At 49.0% G+C, this 22,048-nt stretch carries 21 protein-coding genes; 11 read left to right on the forward strand and 10 right to left on the reverse strand.

The window, feature by feature from the left end:
- Window positions 1-59: 59 nt before the first annotated feature.
- The 4 genes from BQ5456_RS05565 (at window position 60) to BQ5456_RS05580 (ending at window position 4,062) form a co-directional block, all read left to right on the forward strand.
- On the forward strand, window positions 60-869 hold the full coding sequence (locus BQ5456_RS05565; protein WP_071129121.1) for a DsbA family protein: 810 nt from the start codon (window positions 60-62) through the stop codon (window positions 867-869).
- Window positions 870-875: 6 nt separating this feature from the next.
- Window positions 876-1,736, forward strand: coding sequence for a cytochrome c biogenesis CcdA family protein (locus BQ5456_RS05570; protein ID WP_071129122.1), 861 nt, complete (start codon window positions 876-878; stop codon window positions 1,734-1,736).
- Window positions 1,737-1,835: 99 nt separating this feature from the next.
- Window positions 1,836-3,107: an aminotransferase-like domain-containing protein gene (locus BQ5456_RS05575; RefSeq protein WP_071129123.1), complete on the forward strand. Its 1,272-nt coding sequence runs from the start codon at window positions 1,836-1,838 to the stop codon at window positions 3,105-3,107.
- Complete coding sequence (locus BQ5456_RS05580) at window positions 3,100-4,062, forward strand: D-alanine--D-alanine ligase family protein (RefSeq protein ID WP_071129124.1); 963 nt, start codon at window positions 3,100-3,102, stop codon at window positions 4,060-4,062. The genes BQ5456_RS05575 and BQ5456_RS05580 overlap by 8 nt, the downstream gene beginning before the upstream one ends.
- A 111-nt stretch (window positions 4,063-4,173) precedes the next feature.
- Here the strand turns inward: BQ5456_RS05580 and BQ5456_RS05585 are convergent, their stop codons facing one another.
- The 8 genes from BQ5456_RS05585 to rpmH form a co-directional block, all read right to left on the reverse strand.
- Window positions 4,174-5,337 (reverse strand): ParB/RepB/Spo0J family partition protein, encoded by a 1,164-nt coding sequence (locus BQ5456_RS05585; protein WP_071129125.1) that lies wholly within the window; start codon window positions 5,335-5,337, stop codon window positions 4,174-4,176.
- Window positions 5,337-6,242, reverse strand: a complete 906-nt coding sequence (locus BQ5456_RS05590; protein ID WP_235858536.1) for a ParA family protein — start codon at window positions 6,240-6,242, stop codon at window positions 5,337-5,339. Before BQ5456_RS05590 ends, BQ5456_RS05585 begins: the two co-directional genes overlap by 1 nt.
- A 36-nt stretch (window positions 6,243-6,278) precedes the next feature.
- A complete protein-coding gene (gene rsmG / locus BQ5456_RS05595) occupies window positions 6,279-6,932 on the reverse strand; it encodes a 16S rRNA (guanine(527)-N(7))-methyltransferase RsmG (RefSeq protein ID WP_071129126.1) in 654 nt (217 codons plus the stop codon).
- A gap of 61 nt (window positions 6,933-6,993) precedes the next feature.
- Window positions 6,994-7,518 (reverse strand): Jag family protein, encoded by a 525-nt coding sequence (locus BQ5456_RS05600; RefSeq protein ID WP_071129127.1) that lies wholly within the window; start codon window positions 7,516-7,518, stop codon window positions 6,994-6,996.
- Between the two features lie 35 nt (window positions 7,519-7,553).
- Entirely contained in the window at window positions 7,554-8,927 is a 1,374-nt protein-coding gene (yidC, locus tag BQ5456_RS05605; RefSeq protein WP_071129128.1) for a membrane protein insertase YidC, read from the reverse strand.
- A gap of 12 nt (window positions 8,928-8,939) precedes the next feature.
- On the reverse strand, window positions 8,940-9,272 hold the full coding sequence (yidD, locus tag BQ5456_RS05610) for a membrane protein insertion efficiency factor YidD (RefSeq protein ID WP_071129129.1): 333 nt from the start codon (window positions 9,270-9,272) through the stop codon (window positions 8,940-8,942).
- Window positions 9,269-9,622 (reverse strand): ribonuclease P protein component, encoded by a 354-nt coding sequence (gene rnpA, locus BQ5456_RS10730; RefSeq protein WP_071129130.1) that lies wholly within the window; start codon window positions 9,620-9,622, stop codon window positions 9,269-9,271. Before rnpA ends, yidD begins: the two co-directional genes overlap by 4 nt.
- A gap of 3 nt (window positions 9,623-9,625) precedes the next feature.
- Window positions 9,626-9,763: a 50S ribosomal protein L34 gene (rpmH, locus tag BQ5456_RS10130; RefSeq protein ID WP_083378387.1), complete on the reverse strand. Its 138-nt coding sequence runs from the start codon at window positions 9,761-9,763 to the stop codon at window positions 9,626-9,628.
- Between the two features lie 408 nt (window positions 9,764-10,171).
- On the opposite strand from rpmH, the gene dnaA reads away from it, so the two are divergent.
- The 6 genes from dnaA (at window position 10,172) to rplI (ending at window position 16,379) form a co-directional block, all read left to right on the forward strand.
- On the forward strand, window positions 10,172-11,584 hold the full coding sequence (gene dnaA, locus BQ5456_RS05620) for a chromosomal replication initiator protein DnaA (protein WP_071129131.1): 1,413 nt from the start codon (window positions 10,172-10,174) through the stop codon (window positions 11,582-11,584).
- Window positions 11,585-12,040: 456 nt separating this feature from the next.
- Window positions 12,041-14,497 (forward strand): transglycosylase domain-containing protein, encoded by a 2,457-nt coding sequence (locus BQ5456_RS05625; RefSeq protein ID WP_071129132.1) that lies wholly within the window; start codon window positions 12,041-12,043, stop codon window positions 14,495-14,497.
- A gap of 244 nt (window positions 14,498-14,741) precedes the next feature.
- The gene (rpsF, locus tag BQ5456_RS05630; RefSeq protein WP_071129133.1) at window positions 14,742-15,026 is read left to right on the forward strand and encodes a 30S ribosomal protein S6; all 285 of its coding nucleotides are present in this window, start codon (window positions 14,742-14,744) and stop codon (window positions 15,024-15,026) included.
- 16 nt (window positions 15,027-15,042) lie between these two features.
- The gene (locus tag BQ5456_RS05635) at window positions 15,043-15,615 is read left to right on the forward strand and encodes a single-stranded DNA-binding protein (protein ID WP_071129134.1); all 573 of its coding nucleotides are present in this window, start codon (window positions 15,043-15,045) and stop codon (window positions 15,613-15,615) included.
- Window positions 15,616-15,659: 44 nt separating this feature from the next.
- Entirely contained in the window at window positions 15,660-15,902 is a 243-nt protein-coding gene (gene rpsR, locus BQ5456_RS05640; RefSeq protein ID WP_022864511.1) for a 30S ribosomal protein S18, read from the forward strand.
- A 15-nt stretch (window positions 15,903-15,917) separates the two neighbouring features.
- On the forward strand, window positions 15,918-16,379 hold the full coding sequence (gene rplI, locus BQ5456_RS05645; protein ID WP_071129135.1) for a 50S ribosomal protein L9: 462 nt from the start codon (window positions 15,918-15,920) through the stop codon (window positions 16,377-16,379).
- A 159-nt stretch (window positions 16,380-16,538) separates the two neighbouring features.
- Here the strand turns inward: rplI and BQ5456_RS05650 are convergent, their stop codons facing one another.
- The gene (locus BQ5456_RS05650) at window positions 16,539-17,852 is read right to left on the reverse strand and encodes an MATE family efflux transporter (RefSeq protein WP_159428770.1); all 1,314 of its coding nucleotides are present in this window, start codon (window positions 17,850-17,852) and stop codon (window positions 16,539-16,541) included.
- Window positions 17,853-18,087: 235 nt separating this feature from the next.
- Here BQ5456_RS05650 and dnaB point away from each other — a divergent pair, with 235 nt between their 5' ends.
- Window positions 18,088-19,413 carry a replicative DNA helicase gene (gene dnaB / locus BQ5456_RS05655; protein ID WP_071129137.1) on the forward strand — a complete coding sequence of 442 codons (1,326 nt, stop codon included), beginning with the start codon at window positions 18,088-18,090 and terminating at the stop codon, window positions 19,411-19,413.
- 39 nt (window positions 19,414-19,452) lie between these two features.
- On the opposite strand, the gene BQ5456_RS05660 is transcribed toward dnaB, so the two are convergent.
- Window positions 19,453-22,005, reverse strand: a complete 2,553-nt coding sequence (locus BQ5456_RS05660) for an MMPL family transporter (protein ID WP_071129138.1) — start codon at window positions 22,003-22,005, stop codon at window positions 19,453-19,455.
- Between the last annotated feature and the right edge of the window lie 43 nt (window positions 22,006-22,048).

Below are 22,048 nucleotides of genomic sequence, written 5' to 3' on the forward strand. Positions count from 1 at the left end.
CTAACTAGCTTCAACCTACTTTTCTCCCTTAGGCTAGAAGTAAAGAGAGGAATAGGTTAATGAGTCAACCCCCAGCCATCGAGCAACCCAAGAAAAAACCAGCAGCCATTATTGTCTTAAGTCTACTGGCGATTTCCTTCTTAGTGCTGGTATTTTTCATCGCCTACTATCTAGGTTCGGGTAATAGCAGCGCTAGTGGTAGCAATAATACCGACGCCTCCTCGCTTAACACCCAAGACACTCAAGGTGATCAACAGTTACCTCAAGGGGTAAACCTAATTAGTGACGAAGAGGGTAAGAAGCTTATCAAATCGTTTTATCGCTCCAATAAGGACGATGCCCGGGCAATCGGTAACCCCAAAGCACCGGTAACCATGATTCAGTTTTCAGACTTTTCATGCCCCATGTGTTACCAGTATGAATCCGCGGTGTTTCCCCAGCTGAAACCCTATATTGATAACGGAACTTTGCGGATCGAGTTCAACAACTTGGCGATTTTCGCCCAGAATTACCATTCGGATCTGGCGTCAGCCGCTTCAATTGCTGCCGCTAAACAGGGCAAGTTCTGGGAGTTCTTGATTGCCGCCACCAACCTAGCTGGTCAAGAAGGCAATGGGCATATTACTTGGGATCAGGAGCTGGTTACGAAAGTGGCTAAGTCCAGCGGAGTTAGCGACCTTGAACGCTTCACTCAAGACCTTAACTCTCCGGAAACTGCGAAAATAGTGGAGGAAGAAAGCGCGCGTGCCCACGCGGTTGGCCTTAATGGCACCCCGGCATTTTTTATTAATAACTACTACATTACCGGGGCTCTACCTGCGGAAAGTTTTCTACAAACGATTGAAATCGCCCTGAAAGACGCAAAGTAATCACCCATGACTATTAACTTTACGATTGCTTACCTGGGAGGGCTGGTTACTTTCCTAGCTCCCTGCGGAGCTTTCCTGCTGCCGGCTTTTTTCGCCTGTGCTTTTGAGGAGCGCGGGCGCCTCCTACAGCGCATCCTAGTGTTCCTAGTCGGGCTGGTCATTGCCCTGGTACCCCTAGGTTTTGCCGCCGGAGGTCTTGGAGCTTGGCTACTCGCTAATTCTCGCCTAGTTACCTTCATAGCTGGGGGGGTAATTTTGGCTTTAGGTATCGCCCAAGTATTAGCTATCCCCTTACCTAAACTGCCTCTACCTCAGGCTTTAGGGGGTGCTACTCGGCCCAGTATCGCCGGGATTTTTCTTTTTGGAATCTCTTACGGGCTGGCCGGGTCCGGGTGTACCGGTCCGATTTTAGGGGCAGTCCTTTCGGCGGCCACCTTAACCGGTTCCAGTGTTCGCGGCGGCATCCTTATGTTTTGGTATGCGCTCGGCATGTTCACTCCCGTAGCCTTGCTTTCCCTAATCTGGGGTTCGCTCACTGCTCGTCAACAGCGCCTGTTTCATCCGCGTCCCCTCCGATTTTTAGGGCGCCAAACCACCTGGGGTTCCCTGGTGGCTGGCTTGGTGTTTGTAGGGGTAGGAGCATTTTTATTGATTACCGGCGGCACAGGCTCTAACTCTTTACTTAACCCCTCCCAGCAAGTATCGCTAGAAACCCGCATCACCAGCATGGCCAGCGCCCTCCCCGACTTTCTGTTACCGCTACTGCTAGTGGTTTTAGTGGCGTTCTTTGCCACCCTCGCCTGGTATTTACGCAGCCAACGCGGGAAACACCCGCAAGGCGAATCCGATTCTGCTCCCCGCGAGTAAAACCTCTTTACTTCAATTTTGCCCTTTTTATGGTCACGGCTTTGGTAGCTTCGCCTCTTCGTGGGAAAATGGCTAGTAATCTAGCAAAGGAGAGGCAAAATGAGCGTGCAAGAAAAAGGAACCCATCTGGATTTATGGCAGGATTCCTATGCTGCGCGAGCTCATAACCTGCGAGAATCCGAAATTCGCGCCCTCTTTTCAGTGGTTTCCCGTCCGGAAGTGGTTTCTTTAGCAGGAGGGATGCCCAATATCCACGATTTACCGCTGGCAAAACTAGCCAATAGCGCCCAGCAACTGGTGCTAGAACATGGTGAACAGGCGATGCAATATGGTGGCGGGCAGGGCTGGGCGCCGCTGCGCGAAGCTATAACTGAAGTAATGGCCGAAGAGGGCATCCACGCTAACCCTGATAACGTAGTTATCACTACCGGCTCGCAACAAGCATTAGACCTGGTCACGCAGCTTTTCATTGAGCCAGGCGACGTGATTTTAGCCGAGTCGCCTTCCTATGTGGGAGCCCTGGGAGTTTTTAATGCCTACCAGGCGGATGTGCGTCATATTGCCCTTGATGATCAGGGGATGATTCCGGCAGAGTTTGCCCGCGCCGTTGAGCAGGCGCGCGCCGAAGGAAAACGTATCAAGTATCTGTACACCATCCCCAATTTCCATAATCCCGCCGGGGTATCAATGTCGATTTCGCGCCGCAAGGAACTGGTGGAACTGTGTCGTAAATATGGGGTATTGATCTTAGAAGATAACCCTTATGGGCTTCTAGGCTTTGAGGGACAAACTATGACTCCCCTAGTTGAACTTGCCCCTGACCTGGTAGTTTACCTTGGCTCATTTTCTAAAATCTTCGCTCCGGGCTTTCGGATTGGTTGGGCGTATGCGCCTTCGGCAGTCAGGGACAAACTGGTAGTGGCCTCCGAATCCGCTATTTTATCGCCCTCAATGGTAGGGCAAATGGCTATTCATGCTTATCTGCGCGACTATGATTGGCGCGGGCAGATTGACTCGTATCGGCAAATGTATCGAGGACGCCGTGACGCCATGTTAGAGGCTTTAGCTGATTACCTGCCGGAATGTCAATGGACGGTTCCCGAAGGTGGATTTTACACTTGGCTTACCCTGCCAGAGGGACTAGATTCCAAAGCTATGCTTACCCGGGCAGTTAGCGAACTGGTGGCCTATACCCCCGGCACCGCCTTTTATGCCTCTAACGAAGGTCACCAAAATATCCGCCTATCGTTTTGCTATCCCCCGGAAGACGAGATCCGTGAGGGCGTACGCCGCTTAGCCAAAGTGGTGCATCGGGAAATGGAGCTAGTGAGGTTATTTGCTTCCCAGCAGAAAGGTAACAGCCATGACTGAAAGTAAATGCTTAAAAGTTGCGATTATTACCGGAGGTCAGCTCCATGAGCGGGAAGTTTCGCTGCGTTCGGCAAATAGAGTAGCTACTCAGCTGCGCCAATACGGTCACCATCTGGAAATTCTGGAGCTAGATCGGGATCTGTTGAGCGAACTCAACGACTTTGCCCCCGACGTGGTTTGGCCGATTATTCACGGGCGTGAGGGCGAGGACGGCTCGCTTCAAGATTTGCTGGAGCTCAGCGGACTACCCTATGTAGGTTCTGGCCCTAAGGGTTGTAGGATTTCACTTTCAAAACCGGTAGCAAAATCGGTGGTGGAAAAGAACGGCTTACCTACTCCGCGTTCAGTAGCCCTCCCCCAAATGCTATTTCGCCAGGTGGGAGCGGATACTTTACTGAGTGAAGTATCCAATCGCTTGGGTTATCCTCTAATGGTTAAGCCTTCTCGGGGCGGCTCCGCCATGGGAATTACCTACGTGGAGAACGAGGGCGCGCTACGTACCGCAATGGTAAACGCCTTCGCCTATGACGACGAGGTTTTAATTGAGCGCTTTGTTTCAGGGCGAGAAATCTCGGTTTCTATAGTTGAAGAAGCAGGCGCTCCTCGGGCTCTACCCCCGGTAGAAATCCGCACTGACGTTGGTAGATACGATTTTGATGCGCGTTATTTAACCGGACGCACCGAATTTTTTACCCCCGCGCCTTTAGATCCCGATCTTGATGACCGGGTCCGCTCCTTGGCTTTAGACTGTCACCGGGTTCTAGAGTTAGAGGATTTTTCTCGCATTGACATGATTGTGGATAAGGCGGGTAATCCTTGGTTCATTGACGCTAATGTAGTACCCGGTATGACTGACACATCGCTTTGGCCTTTAGCAGCCCAGTCAGATTTAGGCTTTGGAAAACTTATCAATGTGATTACTTGCGAAGCTGCCACTCGCGGTATCCGCGCCTAGCTAGCTGTAACGCTGCGGTACTTTTCCCAAAAAAGCATTTTCAGATTTGCTCAAGCTTTGAATTGTTGACCTTTCATTACAAGCGGGCGAACTAACTGGCGGAAGCCTTACTTACTTGCGTTTATCACTAGCCTTCTCTAGCAAGCTAGTAATCCGCGCTAAATCAGCTTCATCTGCGTATTCAATAACTAATTTACTGGTTTTCTTACCCGGTTTAATAACCACACGAGTATCCAAAATATCTGTCCAGCGTGCCTGCGCTAGCTCTTGACTAGCAGAAAGTTTGGGCTTGCTCCGCGAGGAAGTCCCCCGTCGCCTTGCCGCTCCGCGCACATTTCCCAGTGCCACAATTTCTTCAGTAGAACGTACCGATAGACCCTCGGCAATAATGCGATCGGCTAGGTATTCTTGATCTGCTGGATCACTTATCCCCAAGAGGGCGCGGGCATGCCCCGCAGAAAGCACTCCCGCAGCAACTTTCGGTTGCACGCTAGCTGGCAAACGTAACAGTCGCAAAGCATTAGTAATGGCGGGTCGAGATTTAGAGACCCTTTTTGAAAGTTCCTGCTGAGTACAGCCAAAATCCTCCATTAACTGCTGATAGGCTGCTGCTTCTTCCAAAGGATTAAGTTGAACTCGATGCAGGTTTTCGATGAGCGCATCCAATAACATCTTGTTATCGCTGGTTTCACGAACGATAGCAGGAATCTGGTCTACTTTCGCCAGCTGACATGCTCGCAGCCGCCGTTCTCCCATGATTAATTCGTAAGCGTTTTTATCGGTAGGATCTGTGCGCACCACAACTGGTTGTAATAGTCCTACTTCTTTTATTGAAGCAGCCAGTTCCGCAATTTCATCTTCGTCGAAGGTTTGGCGGGGCTGGGAGCGATTGGGATTTATTTTCTTAACTGCTATAAGTTCAAGTCTCGCCCCCGGTACCGGTACCAACGATGTTTCACGTGAAACATCGTCTTTCCCTTCACCTTTCTTTGACTGAGGTGATCGAACTTGCTTTACCTTGCGTGCTGCCAAATTTTCAGCTTTTTTTCGCTCAGTTTGGGGGCGCGAACTACGTAATGTTTCACGTGAAACAATTTTACGAGGTTCCAAAAGTTCCTTGGCGGAACCACCTTTGGGGGAGTGCCCGTGACCACCAAAAAAAATATCTGCCGGTCGAGAGTCAGTATCTGCTTTCACTTCTGCAGGTTTAGTTTCTACTGGCTCTGTGGGAATCAGCGCAGATAGCCCTCGCCCCAAATGCTTCTTTCTCGCCATTACGATTTCTCCTCCCGGCTAACCAACTCATAAGCGGCATCTAAATAACATTTTGCACCTTTAGAGGCCGGTTGGTAAGTCAAAATGGATTCTTCATGCGAGGGAGCCTCTGCTAAAGCCACGTTACGGGGAATAATTGTTTCCATCACTATGTCGCCATAGTAGGCGCGTACCTCTTCTAAAACTCCTTTACCTAGCAAGGTGTTGGTGGTAACCATGGTAGGCAAAATCCCGGTAAATCGCAGGTGGGGATTAAGGCGAATAACCAACATATCAATGGTGTTAGTTAATTGAGTAAGTCCCTCCAAAGCCAAATATTCTGCCTGCAAAGGAACCAAGACTTCCTGCGCAGCTACCAAGGCGTTAACCGTCATTATCCCCAGCGATGGGGGAGAATCGATGAAGATATAGTCGAAATATTCGCCACCGCTTAATAATTGATGTACTGCCTCGGCAAGAATCTGTTGAAAATTAGTCCGCTCGTTTAGCTCTAGCTCTATACCCGCCATATTCATAGAGGCAGGTACTACCCAAAGATTCGGGATTTTCGCGTTTTGTACTAGCGCGTCTCGCAGAGCTGTTCCTTCGGTCATTACCTCGTAAAGGGAAAGCTGGCCTTCAACGAGGTGACGAAAACCTAGAGAAGAGGAGGCGTTTCCCTGCTGGTCAGCATCGATAACCAGAACTTTTAATCCACCTAAAGCCAGCGCCGCCGCTAGGTTCACCACCGTAGTAGTCTTACCGACACCGCCTTTTTGGTTCGCCACCGCAATTACCCGCGGTTTTTGGGGCGCAGGCAAAATATCGGTTTCGCCGGGATTAAACGCACGCCTAGTAAAGCCGTTATCGTTTCCGCTATCTGCTTGCTCCACCATATCTGCATCTGCTAATCGATGCTTGCTCATTATGCCTCCAACAAGAGTTGTAAAAAGCTTGCCACCCTAGGGGCGCTTCGTTGCCATGATGATACGAGTGATTGAATCATCCATTAGGGAAGGTACTTCCTCTATATGTGCCGACTCTAGTTTAGCGGCTGCCAATTCCTCCCGAGCCTCTGTTAGTTCCAGGGGAGCTCGCTCGCCCTTAATCGCTAGCATCCGTCCTCCAGGAGCCACCAGTTTGCCCGAGATACGCACTAGTTTCTTCAGGTTCGCAACCGCCCGGGAGGTAACCGCAGAAAACTTTTGGTTAGGGGGTAAATCTTGGCTGCGAGAACGCAATACTTCTACGTTTTCTAGTCCCAGCTCATTCTTTACTTCCTCTAGCCATTTACTACGCCGAGCCAGAGGCTCGATTAAGTAAAACTGCAGGTCAGGACGCATTATAGCTAACACTATACCCGGTAGTCCCGCTCCCGATCCCACATCAGCAACGGTTACATTTCTGCCCAGAGGCAAGAACTTTTCCGCCGCCGCGCAATTTAGCACATGCCGCGGCCAGAGCCGGGGGAGTTCGCGCGGACCTAATAGTCCGCGCAATTCACCTTGGTCTGCCAGCATCTGTGCATAGCGAGTCATAACCGTAAAAGAAGAACCAAAGAACTCTTTTACGTTCTCTCCTGGGAGCGCAAGCTCAAAATCTCCTGCTGCTGACATAGCGAAACCTAAATCAGTAAAACCAGCCCGCTAAGACCTAAAAGTCAGCGGGAAAGGCAAACTATTCTTCTTCTGATTCCGGTCCGGTTTCGGTCGGATAAATAACTACCGCCCGGTTCGGAGCTTGACCTTGCGAACCGGAATATACACCTTCACCAGCAGCTACGTCGTGACATACTTTACGCTCAAAAGGATTCATAGGCTCAAGGCGCACCGGTTCCCCGGTGGTTTTTGCCTTGGTTATCGCCTCTTCAGCGATAGCCCGCAATTCTTGTTTGCGTTCCTCACGATAGCCCACAATATCCAGCATTAAGCGCGAATGTTCTCCGGTTTTTTGCGAGACTGCCAGGCGAGTTAAATCCTGTAATGCTTCTAGCACCTCGCCCTCTTTACCTACCAAACGCTTCAGGTCAGAAACATCTTGCGGATCCGCAACCACATCAACACTGGCGCGATCGTGTTCTACATCGATTTCTAAATCTCCGCCCAAATCCGCAATATCGAGCAGTTCTTCCAAATAATCGGCGGCAATATCGCCCTCTTCTTCTAAAGCTGCCACCCGGTCTGGGGATTCCTCTTCGCTCATGATACTTATTCCTCTCTTAACTACCTGCAATAATCCTATCGGTTCTTCCGCCTATTTTTACCGGCATTATTCTTCCTGCGCGCCTGGCGGCGTTTCGCTTTTTCTTGTTCACTCAGCCCGCTACCCTGACGGCGACGTTTGGCTTGCGCATCCCGCTGTGCGCGAGTAAGCCGTTTCGGTTGTGCCTGGGCATTGCGTACTCCCGGCTTTAATCCTTCCTGTTGTTCGGCAGCCTTTTTTTCTAGCGCCGTCATCATGCGGGACTTTTTAACCGGTTTCCTTGGTTTTTCTTCTAGTTCCAGGTCTTGAGCTTTCTTATGCAGCCTGTCCTGGGTTTCTTTATGGAGGGCGACACCTTCGCGCAACACTTCGCCATTTTCCACCTCGGCAAAGGGATCTTCATTACCTTGGCGATTAGCTTTAACCTCGAGGCGTAAGCCCTTCGCTACGTCCTCGCCGCTTAGTCCCATTTCGGACAGCTTCTGGTTGTATTCCTTTAGAGTTTCCTCTTTAAATTTATCGTATTTTACCTGGTGACGCCGCATTTGCTTATCATGAGCGGGGGAGCCGGGAGTGGGCAAATAATACATAACGAACATCTGCTGAATGAAGCTGACTACCATGGTCACTACCAGGTAGACCAGCACCCCAATCTGCACGATAAAACCGAACCAGGCGGTCATCAGCGGCATCACATATACCATCATCTTCATCATCCGCATTTGCTGCGGATTGGAAGTGTTCATATTGCGCCGCATATTGATGAACTGTTGGAAGAACATCAACCCGCCATAGAGCAGCACGGAAATAATAATCAGGGCTTTTGTCGCAGTTGGGTCGGAGGCGGTGTTATTAAAAGTATCCGAAAGATAAACCCCAAAAACTGTAGATTTATCCATCTCTGCCGCCAGGGTGGAATCAAACCCTCCGATATGAGCTCCCGGATGCTTAGCGATTAAAGGCATTTGCCAAAGTACCCGGTACAAAGCAGCCAAGATTGGCAATTGAATAAGCAACGGGAAACACGATGCCATCGGGTTGACACCATATTCTTTGTACAAGGTCATGGTTTCTTGGCTCATCTGCTGCTTAGAAACCTGGTCGTTGCGTCCCTTATATTTTTCTTGAATCGCTTTGATTTGGGGCTGAATAGCACTCATTCCCCGGGTGGACTTTATCTGTTTAATAAACAGGGGAATAATTAGTAGCCGCACGAAAATCGTCAGCACCACGATCGATAGCACCCAGGTAGCACCAGGTCCTTCCGGTAACCCCAACAAAGTCAGTCCCTTGTGGATTCCTACTAGTACCCAGGCAGTCACCCACTTGAAGGGATATAAAACGGTGTCATACCAGCCGCCCGATGTGGGCTGGGTAGATGCCGCTAGCATCTGCGCATTTAGCAACATGGATTTGCTCCTTTACTGTTTTACCCGGCTGAGTAGGGATGCATTATCTATCTTTGCCCAATGTTCTTGGAGTTCGCTTAAAGTCATCTGATGATAGGGCGCGCTTTTCCATTTTCCTTTTTCCGGGGGATAATCGACTCCCCCATCTGAAAGTGGATTACAGCGCACAAGGCGCCAAACACTAAGCAGACTTCCTTTAAGGGCGCCGTGTATTCGCACTGCCGAAAGCGCATAGTTACTGCAGCTGGGATAATACTTGCAGCGCGGGGGAAATAGGGGAGACAGGTAGCGCTGATAAAAGCTAACTACGAATATTAGCCCCCTCTGCGCGATATTCCCACTCACTTTTTTCCCTTTCGCTGCGCCTTACTTAAAGCCTGATCTAGAGCGGCTCCTAGCTGCCTATAAGAAGCGGTTTTTGCTTTTCCAAGGGCGCGCACTACGGTTAGGCTTCCGCTGCCAAAACTTTCTATTCGCTGCGCGCTAAGTGCTCGCAAGCGCCGTTTAACTCGGTTACGATCCACTGCCCGGGGCAAAAACCTTTTAGGTACAACGAAACCGACCAGCGGCGCCGAAGTGCCTAACTGGTCGGGTAGGTGGTGCACCACCATCAGCTGATTTCCGGCGCTTATTCCCCGCCGAAAAACTAAGGAAAAATCGGCTGATTTTTTCAGGCGATTTGCCTGGGGCAACATGTTTTAAGCCGACAGTTCCTTGCGTCCCTTATTCCGACGATTAGCAATAATGGCGCGCCCTGCGCGAGTGCGCATCCTTGCCCTAAATCCATGTTTCTTGGCTCGGCGACGGTTATTCGGCTGAAAAGTCCGCTTTGTCACTGTAATTCTCCTAAATGTTCTTCGCTTACCGGAATAATAAGCTCCGGTATCTTAGGTTCCAGGCTTCTTAACCCTGGATTAGACAACATAAGCAAGCCTACGCATAGCGCTTAGCCAGGTCAAATAGTTATTCAGTGGTTATAACCACTATTTTTTCTTCCTCTTACCGAGCCTGTGGAACTTATAAAAATAACAAAGATGTAAGATGTTAATTTTCTATTTTCAAAAATTTCTATTTCCAAAGAGTTTTCGCACGCTATTGCCTTATTCTCCCTTAAACTACAAGCGTGTAAGTTATCCACAATCTTTTCCCCAGGTTGGGGATAACCCGTTTTTATCCTAGAATCATCATTACCCCCAAAGTTGGGGAAATTCCTCACAGTGATTTTAGAGATTTTGGAGAAATCGATGTCTAGTTCGCTTCAGACAATCTGGCAAGACGCGATTAATAACTTAAAACAAAATCCTCAGGTGGGTCAGGCAGACCTGGCGTTTGTTCGCATGTCTAAACCCCTTACCACCTACGAAAACACCATCGTTATCGCTACCCCTAATGATTATTCAAAATCGATTCTAGAAACTCGTTTAGGTTCGTTTTTACGAAAGTACCTTTCCGAAGCTACTTCTCGGGAAGTTATTTTGGCGGTTTCAGTCGATCCCTCCCTAGATAATGGGGAGACTATAAATCCCAATGAACAACAAGTGGTTGCACCCGCACCTAAAACTACCCAAAGTACTTCTGTAGAAAAAACTACAGTTTCCTCACCTAAAAAACCTTACGATTCCCGGCTTAACTCTAAATACACCTTTGAATCTTTCGTTATAGGGGGTTCTAACCGTTTCGCTCATGCCGCTGCCATCGCGGTTGCCGAAGCTCCGGCAAAAGCCTATAACCCACTTTTTGTTTACGGAGGTTCCGGACTAGGAAAAACTCATCTACTCCACGCCATTGGAAACTATGCGCTCAAACTTTATCCCCATATCAAGGTGCGTTACGTAAATTCCGAAGAGTTCACCAACGATTTCATTAATTCAGTATCGGAAGGAAACGCGCACGAGTTTCAACGCCGCTACCGCAATATCGATATCTTAATGATTGACGATATTCAGTTTTTGCAGGGTAAAGAACAAACCATTGAAGAATTTTTTCACACTTTCAACTCTTTACATAACGATAATAAGCAGGTAGTTATTACTTCCGATGTCCCTCCCAAAAAGCTTGAGGGATTCGAGGAACGTCTGCGTTCACGCTTCGAATGGGGTCTACTTACCGATGTGCAGCCTCCCGATTTAGAAACTCGCATCGCAATTTTGCGGAATAAGATTCGCCAAGAGGGCGTGGGCGCGCCTCCGGAAGTCTTGTCCTATATTGCTTCTCGTTTTACTATTAATATCCGCGAGTTAGAGGGCGCGCTGCTAAGGGTTACTGCCTTCGCCTCCCTTACTAAACAGCCCTTAACCTTGCAGCTCGCAGAAATGGTACTTAAAGATATTGTTTCTGACCCCAATGATCAAGAAATTACCCCAGCTTTAATTAAGGCTCAGACCGCCGGATATTTTGAAACCACCGTCAATGACCTGTGCTCGCCTTCCCGTTCGCGTTCCCTTACCGAGGCTCGACAAATCGCCATGTATTTATGTCGGGAACTAACCGAACTATCTTTACCTCAAATCGGCAAAGAATTCGGAGGACGCGATCACACTACGGTAATGCACGCCAATAAAAAGATTACCCAGCTAATGAAATCTAAACCGCAGATTTTCGATCACGTCAATGAACTAACGAATCAAATTCGACAAGCTGCTCGCCACGCAAAGTGATGTACACAATAAGTTCCCTTTATTTGTCACTAACCTTAGGAAAATTTTGGGAATCTATTTAACATTATTTTTCATTGCTACTACCAGTAGAACTACAAAAATGTAGTTCTCATGAGCACAGGTTAAATAGGGTTTCTCCACACCTGTGAATAAACCTGTTAATAATTGGGGATTTTTTCAAAGTTTCTGTGTATAGATACTTAAATAATTCACCGCTGTCCCCGCCTTCCCCAGAGAATCCCCAGTAAATCCTGATAATATTAACAACCTCTATTTAGGTATTTACCTGCGGTTTTATCTGATAATTCCCTAAGTTCAAGTAAGTGATGACTATGAGAAGAAAAAATTTAAGATTCTAAAAATAACCAACAATAACTTTCCGCGTTAAAGCAGATAATCTGTCATTAACTATTAAATTAGTGCCGACCTGAGCGGTAGCTAGGTTAATCTGTAGCTATGACCGAAAAACACTCCGCAGACAACGCCGGGTTAGGCGATTACGATTTTCCTTCCCGTAAGGAACGTCGTCGACACGAACGAGAACAAATTCAGGCGCGGGCTCAAGCGGATGTTACGCGTTCGGTGGCTCCTATTAATCCGGCTCGTTATGAAAGTAACCCCAAAAAGAAAGTATCTGCTGCTAAGAGTGTTTCCGGGCGGGGAAGAACTAATAGTGTTTCTGCAGTCCCTTCCTCTGCAAAGTTAAAACCGGCAGGTAAACCAGCAAAAAGTGTTAAGAAAAATAATGCTAAACCTAGAAGAAACAGTGTATCCCCGAAGAAAAATTCCGGGATGAAGAACGATCGTCGACCAACCAATTCGCGTCCTAGTACCTCAAGACCAGGTAATAAGAAAAATTCGAAGGTAACTCGCCCAGGAAAAAATCCTAAAAGAGTGGGGGTGTGGATAAAAAGGATATTAGGAGTTATTAGCGGACTGATTTTAGTAGGAATCATTGCCGGATGTCTGACTTTCTTGATTTCCTACTATCGCCTGGAAGTTCCCGAAGCTCAAAAATTTGCGAATGCCCAGGTAACCACGGTTTATTGGGGTGATAACGACACTATGATGGGAAAGTTTGCGGAACGAAATCGTACCATCGTAGATACTAAATCTTTCAAAAATTCCTATATTCGTGATGCCGTAGTTGCCAGTGAAGATCGTACCTTTTATGAAAATAGTGGCATTGATTTTAAAGGTATTGCCCGCGCCCTGTGGAATAACGTGCGGGGACGACCTACCCAAGGCGCCTCTACCCTTACCCAACAATATGTAGAAAATTACTACACCGGAAGAAATACGGGGTACACCGGAAAATTTAAAGAAACCATTCTAGCTTTGAAAATCAACCGGCAGGTTCCTAAGGAAAAGATTATTAACGACTATTTAAATACAATCTATTTTGGTAGGGGAACTTACGGGATAGAAGCTGCAGCTAACGCCTATTTTGGAAAGAGTGCTAAAGATTTAAATCTTTCCGAATCTGCACTACTGGCCGGGATTATTCCTGCTCCCAATGCTTGGGATCCTCTAGTTAGTCCCGAGCAGGCTAAGTCACGCTGGAAGCGGGTATTAAACCTGATGGTTACTGACAAAATGATTAAACCAGCAGAAAGAGACGCCGCAACTTTTCCCAAGGTACAAGAAAAAAAGCCGGAAGCCACCTATTTTAAAGGAACTACCGGGTACTTATTGCAGCATGTGCGGCAAGAATTAATAACTGAAATTGGCTATACCGAAGACGAAATAGATCGCGCGGGGATTAAGGTTTACACCACTATTGATCCCGAAAAACAAAAAATGTTAGAGGACGCGGTAGGGACTTTGCCGGAAAATAAACCCCAGGGATTGCGGGTGGCGGCAATTTCAATAGATACCGCTACCGGAGCAGTTATTGCTGAGTATGGGGGAGAGGACTATCAAAAGATTCAGAGAAACGCGGTCACCCAAGATATTGCGCAAGCCGGCTCTACCTTTAAGCCTTTTGCCCTGCTAGCTGCGCTAGAACACGGGCATAAGTTAGAAGAAAAAATTAGCGGATCAGGACCGATGAAAATTGGTGATACTTACATAGGTAACTATGGGGGAGCCTCTTATGGTCAAGTAGATCTTATTCAAGCGACAAAAATGTCTATTAATACTGCCTATGTCAGGCTTAACAGCGAAGTAGGAATGGATACCACCCGGCAGGTGGCTATTTCCGCGGGGTATCCCAAAGATACTGCCGGTCTGGATCAAGATGTGTTAGTTGGGGTCTTAGGCAGTAGTTCGCCTCATAATATTGATATTGCCAATGCCTATACCACCTTTGCCACCGGAGGAATACGCCGACCTGCCCACATTATCGCTAAAGTTACCGACTCCGCTGGGAATGTGCTTTATGAGGCGGATACTACCGGAACTCGTCAGTTTGAAGAAGAAAATATTTCGGAACTTAATAAAGCGCTAGCTGCTGTTACCGAAAGCGGAGGAACTGGAGCGACTGCAGGTAAACTGGGTCGGCCAGTAGCAGCGAAGACCGGATCTTCCAATGACAACCGGTCAGCTCAATTTGTGGGATATGTACCGCAGATGGTGACTGCGGTTTCTATGTATCAAGTTGGCGAAGATGGATCTGAACAATCAATTACTCCCTTCGCGGGAGTAAGAGAGGTTACCGGAGGTACTTTACCTGCAAGGATTTGGTTGGCTTATATGAAGAACGCAGTCAAAGACTTACCTGTGGAGCCTCTGTTTTCCTATAAGGATAAAGACAAGGAAAATAAGATTGTTCCTAAGGAAAAATCAACTCCTTATCAAACTGCACAGGTACCTTCGCCGCCCCCTCCCCCTACGACCTCCCGACCCCTGATTGTAACTAGTCAACCTGCAGAAAGTCCCTCTTCAGAGGAAAGTGAGCAACCTGAGCCCTAGTCAAAAACGGAACAAGAAGCTGGGAAAAATCTGTAAAGTTTATTTTTTGTCAGCCGCATTATGGATGTGGAAAAGAATTTTTTGGGTGAAATACCAGAAAAAGAGGGGTTCATAACAAAGTTGATTATCGGCTAGAAAAAGCGCTTCTAACTGGGTTATCCTGTAGTGCGACCTTCGGGTCGATAGCATATACCCTCCTGCCACGGAAGGACCGTGGCCGTTAGACCAAAGGAGGTGGGTTAAGATGCGCAAATACGAGATGATGGTGATCCTGAATCCCGAAATCGACGAACGCACCGTAGCCCCGGCATTAGAGAAGCTACTCACGGTAGTTTCTACTAACGGGGGAAGTGTAGATGCGACCGATATTTGGGGAAAGCGTCGCCTCGCATATCAGATTGAAAAGCATTCTGAGGGGATCTATGCGGTCATCGATATGACCACTACTCCGCAGATTGCCGAAGAGCTAACCCGGCAGCTAACGCTAAACGAATCAGTTCTGCGTACCAAGTTGCTGCGGCGCGATTAAGTTCGAGGAGAACAAAATGGCTGGAGACACCCTGATAACGGTTATTGGGAATCTGACTGCAGATCCTGAGTTGCGCTATACCGCGCAATCGGTGCCAGTGGCCTCGTTTACCGTGGCCTCCACTCCCAGAACCTATAATCGCGCATCCGGACAGTGGGAAGATGGTACCGCCATGTTCCTGCGTTGTTCTGCTTGGCGGGAAATGGCTGAAAATATCGCCGAATCTTTAACCAAAGGGATGCGAGTGATTGTTTACGGTCGCTTGCAGCAACGCAACTGGGAACGGGACGGACAGAACCGTTCCTCCTTAGAGATTCAGGTAGATGAAATCGGTCCGTCCTTGCGTTATGCGCAAGCCCAGGTTACCCGGATCCCCCGTTCCAGCGGAGGATTCAATCAGGGAGGACAGGGCGGATTCGCTTCTGGCGCTCCAGCTGCCAATTTCAATCAAGGTGGGGGATTTAACGGGGGCGCTGCTGCAAACCTGGGTACAGGTTCGATGAGTGCGGCGCAACCGTCCGTGGATGACAATCCTTGGGCTGCTCCTGCCACCAGCGATAACGGCGAGGGTAACGAACCGCCGTTCTAAAATTTCAGGATAAGACCTTCGGGTCACACCATTAAGGAGTAAATATGGCGAAGAAAGTTCTTCGCGCGAAGCCAATAAAGAAAAAGGCTAATCCGCTACGTAATATGCCGGTTGAAAAAATCGACTATAAAGACACCCCGTTCTTGCGGAAGTTCATTTCCGATCGCGGAAAGATTCGTTCGCGCCGGGTTACCGGAGTTAGCGTACAGCAACAGCGCGCCATCGCTAAAGCAGTTAAGAATGCCCGCGAAATGGCGTTGCTTCCCTACACAAGTTCTGGTCGCTGATAGGAGGGTCTAGTCATGGCAACAGCCAAAATTATTTTGAATATGGATGTACCGGGGCTGGGTTCTTCCGGTGACGTAGTAACCGTAGCTCGCGGCTATGCCCGCAACTACCTGGTACCGCGAAAAATGGCGCACCCTTGGACTAAGGGAGCCCAAAAGCAGATCGACGAAATGATTCGGGCGCGCCGGCGCCGGGAAATCTCTAACGTAGAGGATGCCCGGGCAGTGCGGGATGCGATTGAAGCCCACAATACCGTGGTAGTTTCCAAGCGGGCTGGCCATTCCGGTCGTCTCTTTGGAGCAGTATCCGCCCAGGACGTGGTGGCAGCGGTTAAAGAACAGATCGGGCAGACCATAGATCGGCGCAAGGTTATTATTGAAAAGCCGATTAAAGCGGTTGGAAAATATCAGATTCAAATCAATTTGCATGAAGATATTAGCGCCAAACTGTTTGTAAATGTTGAGGGTGGCAAGTAGTAGTCAACTACTGTCATAGCTACACTTTGCGGGGAAAAGTCGGGTGATCTTAAATATAAAGATTGCCCGACTTTTTCCTGCTTAGCTGGGGGAAAGCTTCAGCTACTTTCGCGGGCGGCAATAGCAAGATAGCTAGTTAAGAGGAAAAGCTCAGAACATTTAGAGCCAAGCATCGCTGCGGATGCGTAGCCATAGAGAGAACGCCCTCCCGCCCATAAAAACGATTCCGTAGGCTGCCCAGATTCCAGCTAAAGCAAGGGAGCCGGCAGGTAAAAGACGTACCAATAAAATCGCTGGTAGATAGATAAGAAAAACTATCGCCATCGTTGCGGCCAAGTATTTACTGTCATCAGCACCAATCAGGTAACCATCATAAATGTAGGTGAGTGCAGCTAAAGGTTGCACTAGACCCACCACTATTAAGCCGACAGTGGTAACCGAGAGAACCTGAGGATCGGTGGTAAATAGCTGTGGTAAAAGCGGAGAGGCCGCTGCAAGTAAGAGTCCAATCAAGCTTCCACATCCTAGTGCCCAACGGTTTAAGCGTCTTATGAGGACGCGAATTTGTTGTTTGTTGCCCTGTCCGAGAGCTTGCGCTAGCAGTGCTTGGGCAGAGATTGCTAAGGCATCCAAACCGAAAGCTCCCAGTACCCACAAGGTTTTTAGAATCTGATAGCCCGCCAAAGTGTTCGCCCCGAAACTAGCAGCCTGCCAAGTAGTGACCACAATCGAGGCTTGTAGGAACAAGGAGCGACAAACCAGGGGAATTCCGTGCAGGCCCGAGCGTAAAACTAGCTGCGGGTGAGGACGCGCGGACACTCCCTCCAAACGCAATTTCTTTATTATTACTATCCACATCCAGGTGGCCATGAAAAACTGGCTAATCGCGGTGCCTGCCCCCGCCCCGGCGACCCCCAGCGAGCAGCCGAAAATCAAGAATGCAGATAGCGGCACATTAAGGATTGCCCCAACGGTGGTAACTAGCAGGGGAGTGCGGGTATCCAAGAGTGCGCGTAAAACTCCGGTAGCAGCTAACATTGAAAGCATCGCTATAAGTCCTGGAGCGGAAGCTATTAAGTAGTGGCTGGCAAACGCTCCAACCGCTGGTTGCGGATTAAAAATCCCCACAATTTGGGGAGCAAACATTATTAGGATTACTGCTAGTACTGTCCCTAGGGCTCCGCCTAGCCACATGCCTTGAATTCCTAGGCGCAATCCCTCACCCCGATTGCCAGCTCCGACTGCTCTCCCAGTGACGGCAGTGGTGGTATAGGCCAAGAATACGCAAATGCCCACAATTAAGGTTAGGACTGTGGATCCGATAGCTAGACCCGCCAATTCTAAAGTTCCCAGATGACCAACCAAGATAGAGTCTGCCATGGTTAGCAGAGGTTCGGCGATGAGGGAGCCCAAAGCAGGCAGGGCTAAAGATATAATCTGCCGATTAAGGCTCTGTTTTGGCGCTTTATCCACGAATCCTCCCCCCATTTGTTATACACAACCAAAGAAAAACTCTGTTAATAGTTTCCCAGTTTGTTACCTGTTTATAAACTCGCGTTTATTTATTACCCACAGCTATCTGGAAAATTTCCACAGGTTATCAACAGCATTTACACCAGTTGTGCTGGGTTTTCAACAAAGCATTTGGGTTTTCACTCCCGGTTTATGACAGAATTAATCAGCTAATAATCACGGTTAGGAGGCTAAGATGGCAGATTTTGATCGCACTCCTCCCCAAGATATCGCTGCTGAACAAGCAGTTTTGGGAGCGATGATGCTCTCTAAAGATGCAATCGCCGATGTGACTATGACTATCACCGGCGAGGACTACTACCGCCCGGTGCATCAAACCATCCACGAAGTTATCCTGGATTTGTTTGGGCGCGGCGAGCCAGTAGATGCTGTCACTGTCGCAGGTCAGCTAAAACGTAACGGTGATTTAGAGCGAATCGGGGGCGCCCCCTATCTGCATGAATTAATTTCCGGGGTGCCTACCGCCGCGAACGCGGGATACTATGCCCGGATTGTGCGCGAGCGGGCACAGTTACGATCCCTGGTTCAGGCGGGTACTCGGGTGGTGCAGCTGGGCTATGCTGCCGATGGCGGGGACGTTGATGAACTAATTAACCAGGCACAAAGCGAAATCTATGCGGTCAGTGAACGTGGCAATTCCGAGGATTATCGCCCAATTACCGAATTTCTAGATGAAACTGTGCAACAACTGCAAGAATTGGAAAAAAATGGGGGTTTTGCTTCTGGGGTACCCACCGGTTTTTATCAGTTAGATAACCTCGCTCATGGGTTGCATCCCGGTCAGCTAATAATTGTTGCTGCCCGTCCCGCCATGGGTAAATCGACTTTGGCGCTCGATTTTTGCCGCAACGCCGCCATCCATAACAATATGACCTCGGTAATTTTCAGCCTAGAAATGGATGGTACCGAGATTTCTCGCCGTATGATTTCCGCAGAATCCGGAGTTTCCATGTCCCGGATGAGCTCTGGGGATTTAGAAGATGCGGATTGGACCAAGATTGCGCAGGTACTTTCGCGGTGTGCGCAGGCTCCCCTCTATATTGATGATTCCCCCAATCTCACCCTGCCGGAAATCCGCTCTAAGTGCCGGCGGCTAAAGCAACAAAATGATTTAAAACTGGTGGTCGTGGATTACCTGCAACTGATGAGTTCCGGTAAACGAGTAGAATCCCGCCAACAGGAAGTGGCCGAGTTTTCGCGTTCGCTAAAACTCTTGGCGAAAGAACTAGATATTCCGGTAGTGGCAGTTGCCCAGCTGAACCGCGGTCCTGAACAGCGCACCGACCGAAAACCAATGCTTGCCGACCTGCGTGAATCTGGATCTTTAGAGCAGGATGCGGATGTGGTGATGCTGCTGCATCGTCCCGAAGCCTATAACCAGGATGACCGTCCAGGAGAGGCCGATATTATCGTAGCTAAGCATCGTAACGGGCCGACCGCAACTATCCCGCTGACCTTCCTGGGGCGTCTGTCTAAGTTCGGAAATCCGGCTCGCGAATAGGGTAGGCAAATCGCCGTGCAGCTGAACCCGCGTCCTCCTTTAGCGTCCCGGAAGGGGCAGGCGCGAATGGAAGGAACTCAACCATTTGGGAGCCCACCAGTTAGCGCGCCCACAGATAGCCATAATCGCAGGTACTAGCCCCATACGTACTAAAGTAGCGTCAAGAGCGACCGCTACTGCCAGGGTGAACCCGATTTGTTTAATTGCCTGGATACCTCCGGTGGTGAAACCTAAGAATACTACTAGCAAGATTAGAGCTGCCGAGGTAATAGTAGAGGCCGAATGGGTGAGCCCCTCACGAACCGCTCGTTTATTATCTGCGGTTTCGTCCCAGATTTCCTTAACCCGCGAAACCAAGAACATTTCGTAGTCCATTGATAAGCCAAAACCAAAACAAAATACGATTGCCACTACGTAAGATTCCACCGCCCCGAGGGAAGTGAACCCCAGAAGTTTTTCCCCGTGACCATATTGGAATACCCAAACCGCAATCCCCAGAGATGACATTAAAGAAACCATGTTTAACACCAGGGCTTGCAGGGGAAGCAACAATGCTCCGGTCATTAGAAACAGCATCAAATAGGTGGTGAGAGCAACGGCGATAAATACGTAGGGCGCGTACTGAGCCAAGGTGTCTTGAAAATCTGTTTGCAACGCCGCCTGACCGGTAACCCAAGTTTTAAAGGGGGCCGGTAAATCGCGTACCTGCTGCATTTCCTGTTTCACTTGCGCAGCGAAGGCATCTTTTTCCTGTGTATAAACATCGATAGCAGCGTATTGTTTGCCATCGATTTTCAGGTCTTCGGCGGGGTTAATCCTCTTTACGTGAGAAAGTGGTTTTACCTTCTCCTCCGCCCAATGTTCTAGCTGCTGAGGAGTAGTTTTAGCGACCACCCGAATCTGGGGGTTAGCCGAGTCGGGGAAACGTTCCCACATATCCCATAGTGCCCCAATCTCGGGGATTGAGCGCGGCATAGATTCCACTGCGGAAGAACGCATTTCCATGTGGTACAAGGGAATCGACATCACCACTAGAATCAGGGTCACTACTACTAGCACCGGCCATGGACGGCGGGTTACAAAAGTGGACACTTTACGGAAAATCGGGGAGGGGTCGTCCTCGGAGCGGGTATTAGGTTTGCGCAAGATATGGCGACGCACCCAGTTTACCCAGGTAGCAACGGAGGAAGGTGCAGCCAGGCTCGGTCCAAAAAGCATCATTAATGCAGGTAGTAGGGTCATATTGGAGAGCATCGCCAAAATAGTTACCGCTACTCCCCCGATTCCCATAAGACGCAGTAAAGGTAGCGGGAAAATACACAGCCCTAAAATCGCCATTGACACGATTAGCGCGGAAAAAAATACGGTAGCTCCCGCAGTGTCCATGGTTTTATCTAAAGCCTGCATATAGGGCTTACGGGTGGCAAGTAGCTGAGCGCGGTACTCTTTGCGAGAGAGAATCCGCATTCCCGAAGCATCTTCGCGGCGGGATCCCACCAAGATTTGGATGAAACGAGGATAAAAAATGAAGGTATCTTCCTCGCCATGGATTCCCCGTTTATGTAGTTCAGTTCGATAACGGGAAACGATTAGTAGTCCGTAGTCAATCGATAATCCTAGTCCCAGGAAAGACACAATATTAACTACGAAAGACTCCACGGTGATCAGGTAGGTCAGCAATAAAATCAATAGCAGGGTGATTCCGATAGCTGCCCCGGCCCCAATCAGAGGCATGAGGGCGGCTAACATTCCTCCGAAAACTATCGCCATAATTAACAGGGAAATCGGGATTGAAATTCCCTCCCCGCGCAACATATCTGCTTTTACCTGCCCATTAGCGGCGTCTTGGAGCCCGGTATTGTCTACCACATTAACTGTGGCGCGGATAGCGGACCCGGCGAAATAATCGGGTAGCTCACTTAGAACTGCAGCTACCTGATCACGTGCATCGGGATCTACCTGGTCATATCCGTCAGCCGCTAACTGCACATTGATAAGGAAAGTTTTATTGTCCTTAGCGATCATCTGTTTTAGCTGGCTGGTCTGGATAGTGTCCCACACTGGGGGGAGGTGAGATGCAAATTCTTTTTTCACTTCTCTCTCAGCGCGCTGGCGTGCCTTCTCCACCTGGCTGTAACTAGCGCCTTTAGCTTTGGCAATTTGCTCGGCTTGCGCTCTGCCTCGCTCCAGCGCCTGCGCTAGGGCTTCATCGGTAGCTGCTTGTGCCTTTTTCCCGGCTGGAAGTTGCGGATCAAAAGCGATAAAAGGGTCGGCAATCCCCTTCACTTTCTTTACCTTTAACAGGTCGGTATGTAAAGGGCGCAGCATTTTAGCAATTTGCTCGGCATTTTTTTCAAGATTGTTGACCTCTACTACGGCAGTAACCGGATAAGTATCGCCGTGGGCACGCTCGTAAAGATCTTTCCCGATTGCTGAAGGCGAGGAGGGACTGGCAGGTTGAGGGGTGATTAAACGTTCGAATAAGGGTTTCCCCCCGAACCCCGAAAATACTGCCACCATTGAAATGCAGACAGCTACTAACCAGATAGTTACGGTGAAGCCGGGGTGTTTACCCCACCAAAAGCGCTTCATCCGATTCATAATTTCAATTGTGCTGGTTTTAGGGCGCTTATGC

The sequence above is a fragment of the Varibaculum massiliense genome, from assembly GCF_900106855.1.
GTDB lineage: Bacteria > Actinomycetota > Actinomycetes > Actinomycetales > Actinomycetaceae > Varibaculum > Varibaculum massiliense.

What these genes read in the sequence shown, in the direction of transcription:
- BQ5456_RS05660 (WP_071129138.1), bottom strand. Translation starts at nt 22,005, where the DNA reads ATGAAGCGCTTTTGGTGGGGTAAACACCCCGGCTTCACCGTAACTATC.
- BQ5456_RS05600 (WP_071129127.1), bottom strand. Translation starts at nt 7,518, where the DNA reads ATGAGCGAAGAGGAATCCCCAGACCGGGTGGCAGCTTTAGAAGAAGAG.
- dnaB (WP_071129137.1), top strand. Translation starts at nt 18,088, where the DNA reads ATGGCAGATTTTGATCGCACTCCTCCCCAAGATATCGCTGCTGAACAA.
- BQ5456_RS05590 (WP_235858536.1), bottom strand. Translation starts at nt 6,242, where the DNA reads ATGAGCAAGCATCGATTAGCAGATGCAGATATGGTGGAGCAAGCAGAT.
- rsmG (WP_071129126.1), bottom strand. Translation starts at nt 6,932, where the DNA reads ATGTCAGCAGCAGGAGATTTTGAGCTTGCGCTCCCAGGAGAGAACGTA.
- rpsR (WP_022864511.1), top strand. Translation starts at nt 15,660, where the DNA reads ATGGCGAAGAAAGTTCTTCGCGCGAAGCCAATAAAGAAAAAGGCTAAT.
- BQ5456_RS05580 (WP_071129124.1), top strand. Translation starts at nt 3,100, where the DNA reads ATGACTGAAAGTAAATGCTTAAAAGTTGCGATTATTACCGGAGGTCAG.
- BQ5456_RS05570 (WP_071129122.1), top strand. Translation starts at nt 876, where the DNA reads ATGACTATTAACTTTACGATTGCTTACCTGGGAGGGCTGGTTACTTTC.
- BQ5456_RS05565 (WP_071129121.1), top strand. Translation starts at nt 60, where the DNA reads ATGAGTCAACCCCCAGCCATCGAGCAACCCAAGAAAAAACCAGCAGCC.
- dnaA (WP_071129131.1), top strand. Translation starts at nt 10,172, where the DNA reads ATGTCTAGTTCGCTTCAGACAATCTGGCAAGACGCGATTAATAACTTA.
- BQ5456_RS05575 (WP_071129123.1), top strand. Translation starts at nt 1,836, where the DNA reads ATGAGCGTGCAAGAAAAAGGAACCCATCTGGATTTATGGCAGGATTCC.
- BQ5456_RS05635 (WP_071129134.1), top strand. Translation starts at nt 15,043, where the DNA reads ATGGCTGGAGACACCCTGATAACGGTTATTGGGAATCTGACTGCAGAT.
- rpsF (WP_071129133.1), top strand. Translation starts at nt 14,742, where the DNA reads ATGCGCAAATACGAGATGATGGTGATCCTGAATCCCGAAATCGACGAA.
- BQ5456_RS05585 (WP_071129125.1), bottom strand. Translation starts at nt 5,337, where the DNA reads ATGGCGAGAAAGAAGCATTTGGGGCGAGGGCTATCTGCGCTGATTCCC.
- rnpA (WP_071129130.1), bottom strand. Translation starts at nt 9,622, where the DNA reads ATGTTGCCCCAGGCAAATCGCCTGAAAAAATCAGCCGATTTTTCCTTA.
- rplI (WP_071129135.1), top strand. Translation starts at nt 15,918, where the DNA reads ATGGCAACAGCCAAAATTATTTTGAATATGGATGTACCGGGGCTGGGT.
- BQ5456_RS05625 (WP_071129132.1), top strand. Translation starts at nt 12,041, where the DNA reads ATGACCGAAAAACACTCCGCAGACAACGCCGGGTTAGGCGATTACGAT.
- yidC (WP_071129128.1), bottom strand. Translation starts at nt 8,927, where the DNA reads ATGTTGCTAAATGCGCAGATGCTAGCGGCATCTACCCAGCCCACATCG.